The organism is Streptococcus orisratti DSM 15617, from assembly GCF_000380105.1.
GTDB classification, from domain to species: Bacteria; Bacillota; Bacilli; order Lactobacillales; family Streptococcaceae; genus Streptococcus; species Streptococcus orisratti.
The window spans coordinates 1-7,647 of the sequence record NZ_KB904506.1 but is presented as its reverse complement, the minus strand read 5'-3'; the positions used below and the strand labels follow the sequence as shown (position 1 = coordinate 7,647).

Below are 7,647 nucleotides of genomic sequence, written 5' to 3'. Positions count from 1 at the left end.
TCCCAAACCATTAAGATAGTCGGAAACAGCTTGTTCCTTTAGTTCCTTACTATACTTCATCCAGCGACGGCTTTCCTCTAGCCCCTCAATACCAGATTCTTTGTACTTCCGAACCCAGTTCGATAGGGTGTCTTTAAACACACCATGGTGCCTAGCTAACCAGCTAAGTGATTTCCCAGCTTCCAAGTGGAGTAGAACAATTTCTAGTTTCTCAGAGACAGACTTTGGACTTCTTTTGGACATAGTAAAACTCCCTTTATAGTTTCTAGTGAAAATTTTTGTTTTTTCACTGTCCACTATAAGGGGAGTATATCAAGTTTCTAGTGAAAATTTTTGTTTTTTCACTGTCCACTATAAGGGGAGTATATCAATCAGCTAGGCAGTTTTCAACAACTCTAAAATACTTCCATAGAGCCTCTTATATATCCCGATTGTAGTCACTATCAATCTCTAAGAAATCCTGAATTTCCTGAACATATTCAAGGACACCTTGAAAATCCCCTGATTCATCACGGACAGCTGCGTAAGTCACATAGACAAATTTAGCTAATTTTTCAGACTTAAACCACATGACTACCTTGTCTCGTTCGCCAGAGCGCAACAATTTGAAGATTTTCTTAACCTTATTTAAAACTTTTGGTGGATGACAGAGTTCCACATTGCGTCCGACTTGACTTGGCGTACGTTTGAAAATCATCTTTGCGGCTGGTACGCTGTCGTTATAATATTGAAAAATATCATCTTTGTTAACAAAGGTGATTTCCAACGGCAAATTATTAAGAATAAGATTGGCTTGTTCAACTGAAAGATAACCATTGCCAAAAGGTTGCGGTGTTGTACGGTCTGCCGCAAATTCTTTTTCCTTGGGCGTAAAGGTGATGGTAAATTGACCTTCTGGTATCTCAATGACTTTTGTATTGGTTAGAGCAGTTGAGGTGGCTGCTGGAATTTGGTCCAGAGTATCAGTTAGTTCGTTGTCAGAAGTCTCTGCGACAGCTTCATTTTCAAAAGACTCGCGGTGGGGAACCCACTTTTCAAGTGGGTTAATAATGGCATAGCCGTAAGCATCGCTCTCACTGGCTATTTGCAGCCAATCATCTTGCGTGAAACTCTCCAACAAAATCATGAGAAGAATGGCTTCTTCTTTGAAAATCATCTCTTCAAACTCTTTGGCGAAAGCTTTGAAGTCCTGATTGAGTTCTTCAATAGATGCATCAGGAAACTGTTCTAAAGTTGTCTTTGCTGTCTTGAAAAGCGCACGAATATCGTCATCAACTCCCCACATAACCTTGGGTGGTGAATCGTGTCCGTAACGCTCCATAACTGGGAAAAAGAGTTTTTCCTTACGGGTATAATGATTGTGAAATTGTCCCAGCAAATCAAACTGATGTTTTAACCCTTTGAGAATATCATCTTGAAACTCCGCATTTTCAGGTTTGGTATAGTTATCAATAATCCGACGAATACGCATTATCGTTGCGCGGAGAGCCAAATTCTCGTCCTTGAAAACTTTGACAGGATGCCCTTCTTGTTCAGAATCAGGGACATCTACATCGGAAATAACACCTTTAAAGATATTGGCATGGACATTACAAAGTTCCATCACATCTTCAAAGGTGATGCCAGTGTCGGCAGTCATCAGTTCATGTTCCATCATGGAAATTTCAATGGCAGAGACACCTTTGAAATTCTGATTAAAATGTTCTTGCACTGATTCAGCGCCCGCTCCATGATGAAGTTCCAATAAAATGTCTTTTAAGACTTCGATACGTTCATCTGCCATTATTCACCCCCAAATACTTCATAGCCGTTAAATTCTAGGGTTTGCTTGATTTTGTCAAGAGAAACACCTGCTAATTTAGAACCAGCTTTCAAACTTGTGACCTTACCGACAGTATTTAACATAGCAAGATTGGCCAAAGGCTTAAAACCAAGTTCAACCAAAATATCCTTGAGTTCAGGATGAGTTTTAATAAGTTCGGCAACTGGTTGTGTTAAATCTATTGTATTATTCATAAAGATACCTCAATTGATAGGATAGGTTCATTATAACGAATTTTTGGGAAATGAAAAAGAGAAAGATATCCTTTTCACTTATTTCTTAGCAATCTTTTAATTATTGGTTTTTAACCAAATCTTTATTCTCACAACGTTCCAAATTTAATGTAAGTCCAAAACAAAACCGTAGCTTGCTCTTTTAAAACCATAATTTTGATAAAATACATGTGCCTTCTGCCGTTCAACAGTCATGCCACTATTCAATGCCAAGGCAGATGCTCCCTCTAAGCTAGCTTGTTCCTTGACACTATCCATCAAGCACGAGGCAATCCCACGATTTCGATAACTTTCACTAACCACCAAAGCAAGAATACGATAATAAAAGCCATCGCGCTCAAAGAAATACAATTTTGAAAAGCCAATAAAACCGACAACCGTTTCGTCAAGACTGGCAACCTTCAGCAAATAATTATTCTTCAGCAAATTTGCTAAGCGTCTTTCCAAAGTCTTTTTATCCGACGGATAACCCAACTCCTTAAATAGAGGGACTAAGGCCTCAACATCACAACTTCGATAATCTCGTATTTTTAACATATCTTCACCCTTTCAAAGCATCAAATTTTACCTTCATAGTCGGATTTTTTCGAGTTAATTTTTTTATCGTCACGTCTTCAACCTTATTATTAGCTAGACGTAGATTATTTTCTGAAGATAGCAAGGCATCTTTTGTTTTTTGAAGATGGCTAATAGTTTTATCAATCTCATCAATAGCTGTTTTGAATTTTCGACTAGCCAGTTCGTAATTTTTTGCGAAAGCTGACTTGAAAGTTTCCAAATCTTCCTCAAAATGCGTGATGTCAATATTCTGTTCACGAACCAAAGCCAATTCCTGCTTGTACTTCAGCGAATTTAGCGCAGCATTTCGCAGAAGACCAATTAATTGGATGAAAAACTGAGGGCGCACAACATACATTTTTTCGTATTCATGGCTAACATCAACAATACCAGTATTAAAATAGTCATTGTCAGCTTCTAGCATTGATACCAAGACGGCATATTCGCATTTTTTCTCGCGGCGATCCTTATCAAGTTCCTTGTAGAAATCACTGTTTTTATGTTTCGTTTTTGTCGTATCCGCTTCGTTCTTCATTTCAAACATGATAGATAGTATTTCAATACCATTTTCATCTTTCTCTCGGAAAATGAAGTCACCTTTGGATTTTGAAGCTTTAGAGACCTCGTTATCTTTACCAAAATAGGCATTTGGAAAGGCATAGGAACGTACCTTGTTAAATTCTGTCTCAGCATAGACTTCAAGGCTCTCACCAATAGCCTTAGTTGATTGCTGTGCCTTGAAATCCTTGTAGAAAGCCACTTGTTCATTAGCGGCCTTAAGCTGTGCTTCATAGTCATTACGTACTGAAGATAGCTGTAACTCAGTTTCTTTCTCTTGTAAAGCTAACTGAGTTTTAACCGCATCACGTTCTTTCTCAAGACTGGATAAAGTTTTTTGTAATTCATTTTCATGACTTAAAGCCTGTTTGTCAAGTTTAGCTTGTAAATACTGAACTTCCTTATCCTTATCAGACAATGCTTCTTGTAGTTTCAAAGCATTCTGATCAGATAATTTTTCTAATTCAGCCTTTAAGGTAGCAATCTGACTGTCCTTCTCAGCCAAGGCCTTTTGCTTGTCAAAATTCTGTACTTGTTTCAACTGCTCTAATTGTTGGCTTAAATCTCTAATTTCTTGATCTTTTTGACTAGCTTGAAGTTGTAAGTCATTTTTGGACTTCTCTGTCAACAAAGCCTTCTCTCTTTCCAAACGTTCATGAATTTCTTTTTCAAATTCATTGCCTCGAACCTGAGCCAAAAGCTGACTATACTCTGTTTCATTTATAGTAAATACCGTTCCACAGTGGGGACATTTAATTTCGTTCATTAGTTCACCTCAACCTTATACCCAATGAAAATCAAAATTAGACTAGTTGATGCAGATAGAACTGTCTCCATCAAACCAAGGAAACAACGTCTGAGTTTGATTTTCGAAGAGTATTAATATCTCTATTATAACAAAAAGCACCTCATTTTTATGAAAAGAGGTGCTTTGAATAGGGGATTATATTCCAATTCTGGATTACAGACATAATACCGATAAATACTTTGCTTTTATTTACGGAAAGCGTTTAAGATTGTCTTGAACTCTTCATTTGTAAGAGTAATCCCTTTCCCCATTTTAGTGTGATCTGGACTCCAAGAACGAATGTCCCACTTAGGTTCAGCGCCATTAAAGCTGACACGATTCAGCTCTTTAGTCCAACCCTTTTCATTTTCAGACAAAGTGAGTAAGTGTTCTTCAATATGAAATGTAAATTCTGACATAATATTTATTCCTCCTATCTTACTTATTCGCAAAAAATAAAAAAAATAACTTATTTAGCAAAATATTTTATTTTTCTCTAAAATAATGTATAATCATTGTATCAATTTTTTAGGAAAAAAACCATGATAAATTTTCTACGAAAAACGAAAAACTATTGGCAAGATTATCTAGATATTTCTAAAAAGTCAAATTCCATCAATCTCAAAGCCAATAAAATCATTACAACTATTCAAGAAGCACAGAGTAAAAATCTAGCACTGCATGCTATCTACAACAACAATAGCTTCACTGGTGATTTGGTAAGATATGATAAAGAGCAAGGTAAAATTATTCTCAAAAATTTTAAAAAGAATATTTCAACCATCATTCTTCTCGATGATATTGATAAACTTAGCCTAGTCCCCCCTACTATTCGTACATCACAGCTACCTACTCAAAAAAGAACAAGTTCGTTTTAAAGCGACTTGTTCTTTTTATCTCATTAAGCACGGACAGTACGGCTTGAACCATCATTTTGATAAAGATTGACAAGCCCTTCTTTGCAGGCTCGAATCATATCACCAGCTTTAACCTCCTGTGGAACAGTTATAGTTAATAATTCCATTGGATTTGGTGCACGATCAATTTTATTTCCATCTGCATCGTGAAGGTCTTGAATATGACACTCAAAATGACGGAATCCTGGTCCGTAGAATTCGACTGCATCACCTTCCATGATAACATTACGTTGGCGAATGGTTGCAGTCATATTTTTTTCATTGAAGGCGACAACTTCGCCAACAAATTTGTATTGTGGAATTTTACGACGAGCGCCGAAGAGTTGCTCGTTTTCTGTTGGGGTAGAGTAATAGAAGCCTGTTGCCAATTCACGTTGAGCAACCTTCCAAAGTTCATCAATCAAGTCGTCCTTGATGGCGTAGAATTTCTCTGGGCTTTCCATGTAAGCATCAACAGCAGCTTTATAACAGTTAGTTACTGTTGAGACGTAGTGGATTGACTTCATGCGCCCTTCTATTTTAAGGCTGTCAACACCATTTTCAATCATGTCAGGAATATTTTCAATCATGCACATATCGACAGCTGACATTGAGTATTCTTCTGGAATTTCACCGTGAAGGCTACGACGTTCTGTGCCAAATGGCATGTCGTAAAGGTTGTATTTCCAACGACAGGATTGTGAACATCCACCACGGTTAGCATCACGATGACTCATATGATTTGACAACACACAACGTCCTGAATAAGAGATACACATTGCCCCATGAACAAAAGCTTCAATTTCAACATCGGTATGTTTACGAATTTCAGCAAGTTCTGCCATTGATACCTCACGCGCCAAAACAACACGTGTTAAGCCTAGCTCTTTCCAAAATTCAAATGTTTCATAATTAGTTGATGAAGCCTGGGTTGATAAATGGATTTCAAGACCTGGTGCTTCTGTTGCGCAAATGACGATGAGAGCAGGATCAGATACAATAACAGCATCAAGTCCCATGTCACGCAATTCACGGAACCAAGTACCTGCACCTAGTTCATTACCTTCGTGAGTAACCATGTTGGCGGCAACATAGACCTTAGCGCCTGCAGCATGGGCATAGTCAATTCCCTCTTTCATTTCTTCCATTGAGAAATTCCCTGCACGACTACGAAGTCCATAAGCCTGACCTCCAACGAAAACTGCATCCGCACCATAATCAATAGCGACTTTTAATTTTTCAAGTGTTCCAGCAGGTGACAAAACCTCTGGACGTTTCAACGTTTTAGACATATTATTTATTCTCCAATTTTCAAGATTGTAAGAAAAGCTCGGAAAATATGATTCAGCAGTAAAATAAACATTTAACACACTCAATCATCCCCTGAGATTATAAAGTTCTGACGAAGACTAGCAATGCCCTGAAATTAGAAACTCTCTCATTACTAATCAATTAGGGGTTACTTAACCGTTTTAGGATCGAATTCATAGAAACCTGTGTCAAGACCGCGACCTGCTGGATGGAACTTACGTAGTTCTTCATCAAAGACAAAGGCTTGATCTTGTGAAAACTCACCTGCTTCAAGCAAGTCACGTGCCTTGATAAACAGCTTAGCTATTTCCACAAAATGTTGACCTGGACAGTAGATGCCATCCAATTTCCAGTGAGTAAAGTTGTGCTCAGTCAACTCTATCAGTTTGGTCATCATATCAATATCATTATTGATAAAAATATGGGTGCCATGTTTATCTTCGTAGATTGAGTAATGACTTTCTGGGTCATTTGGCTCAGCTAAGAAGAGGCCCCGCTCACGTGTCTTTTCATCATCAATATGCGTGAAATTATAGTAATTTTGTAGCAACGGGCGTTTTGAGTGGTGAATAACTGAAGCACCGTAAACCAAAATTTCCGCTGGAAAATCCAGATTTTCAGAGAGTTTGAACAGCTCTTCTGATGGAATTTCACGCGCTAGAACTGTTTCAACAGCTCCGTGTTCGCCCCAAAAATTCACCTGACGGCTTGATGTCACAAAGACAGAAGTGTCATAAATGAGTTTGAAATTGTAGCCATCACGTTTGTTCACATAAAAGACACCTGCATCACCAACAACAAGATAATCGACCTTGATCTCCTTCATTAAATCAAGGAATGGTTTAATATTATCCATCATGTCTTGGTGCATAAGAGCGTTGCAGGCAACTGTCAACTCCTTACCTGCGCCATGAACCAACTCTGCTATTTCCCGCAACTCATCAAAAGTGAAATTATGAGGAAGACGCAAACCATAGTTTTCTTCACCAACATAAATACGATCAACTCCTGCCGCTAAGAGCTCTTTGACCTGCTCAATCGACTCAGCTGTCGCCGTAATAATAATTTTTTCCATAACTTAATTATTATAACAAATTTTTTGATAGGACGAGGAGATTTTTGAACGAGATTGTTAAATTTTTATGTCAATTTTTATGTCATGAGTTTATTGATTTGCCCTCAAAAAGAAAGAATGGTAAATTCTCAAAGTAAGTTCTAGTTCCCGTCCTTCCAGAAATTACTCTGAGAAAACTGCATAAAACCAACAGAATTTAGTCTCAGACTAAGTTCTGTTTTTGCCTAAAATGCAGATTCAAGGGTGTTTTAGGCTTGAAATAGTTGAAAAAAAGAGTACACTAAAGTTACTGGCTCTGAGGCGTCTCAAAGTAAGTTCTAGTTATCTGGAATTTGGGATGGGACAAGTTCCTTTCTATTTTGAAATTATTTTTTGATAAAAATTAGCGATTATTTATCCAATAATCG

Annotated in this window: 9 protein-coding genes; 1 reads left to right on the top strand and 8 read right to left on the bottom strand. The window is 37.7% G+C overall.

The features are described 5' to 3' along the window. The 6 genes from A3I7_RS0110420 to A3I7_RS0110395 form a co-directional block, all read right to left on the bottom strand. On the bottom strand, nt 1-243 hold a 243-nt coding region (locus tag A3I7_RS0110420; protein ID WP_018376706.1), incomplete at its 3' end, for a helix-turn-helix domain-containing protein. Between the two features lie 175 nt (nt 244-418). After that, the gene (locus A3I7_RS0110415; RefSeq protein ID WP_018376705.1) at nt 419-1,783 is read right to left on the bottom strand and encodes a DUF438 domain-containing protein; all 1,365 of its coding nucleotides are present in this window, start codon (nt 1,781-1,783) and stop codon (nt 419-421) included. Beyond that, nucleotides 1,783-2,016 (bottom strand): DUF1858 domain-containing protein, encoded by a 234-nt coding sequence (locus tag A3I7_RS0110410; RefSeq protein WP_018376704.1) that lies wholly within the window; start codon nt 2,014-2,016, stop codon nt 1,783-1,785. Before A3I7_RS0110410 ends, A3I7_RS0110415 begins: the two co-directional genes overlap by 1 nt. Nucleotides 2,017-2,160: 144 nt before the next feature. Then, a complete protein-coding gene (locus A3I7_RS0110405; protein ID WP_018376703.1) occupies nt 2,161-2,592 on the bottom strand; it encodes a GNAT family N-acetyltransferase in 432 nt (143 codons plus the stop codon). 4 nt (nt 2,593-2,596) lie between these two features. Then, nucleotides 2,597-3,937, bottom strand: coding sequence for a DUF2130 domain-containing protein (locus A3I7_RS0110400; RefSeq protein ID WP_018376702.1), 1,341 nt, complete (start codon nt 3,935-3,937; stop codon nt 2,597-2,599). Between the two features lie 227 nt (nt 3,938-4,164). Then, nucleotides 4,165-4,377, bottom strand: coding sequence for a YdbC family protein (locus A3I7_RS0110395; RefSeq protein ID WP_018376701.1), 213 nt, complete (start codon nt 4,375-4,377; stop codon nt 4,165-4,167). 123 nt (nt 4,378-4,500) lie between these two features. Here A3I7_RS0110395 and A3I7_RS0110390 point away from each other — a divergent pair, with 123 nt between their 5' ends. Beyond that, complete coding sequence (locus A3I7_RS0110390; protein ID WP_018376700.1) at nt 4,501-4,836, top strand: hypothetical protein; 336 nt, start codon at nt 4,501-4,503, stop codon at nt 4,834-4,836. Between the two features lie 23 nt (nt 4,837-4,859). On the opposite strand, the gene A3I7_RS0110385 is transcribed toward A3I7_RS0110390, so the two are convergent. Beyond that, entirely contained in the window at nt 4,860-6,146 is a 1,287-nt protein-coding gene (locus A3I7_RS0110385) for a peptidase U32 family protein (RefSeq protein WP_018376699.1), read from the bottom strand. 167 nt (nt 6,147-6,313) lie between these two features. Then, the gene (locus tag A3I7_RS0110380) at nt 6,314-7,240 is read right to left on the bottom strand and encodes a peptidase U32 family protein (RefSeq protein ID WP_018376698.1); all 927 of its coding nucleotides are present in this window, start codon (nt 7,238-7,240) and stop codon (nt 6,314-6,316) included. Between the last annotated feature and the right edge of the window lie 407 nt (nt 7,241-7,647).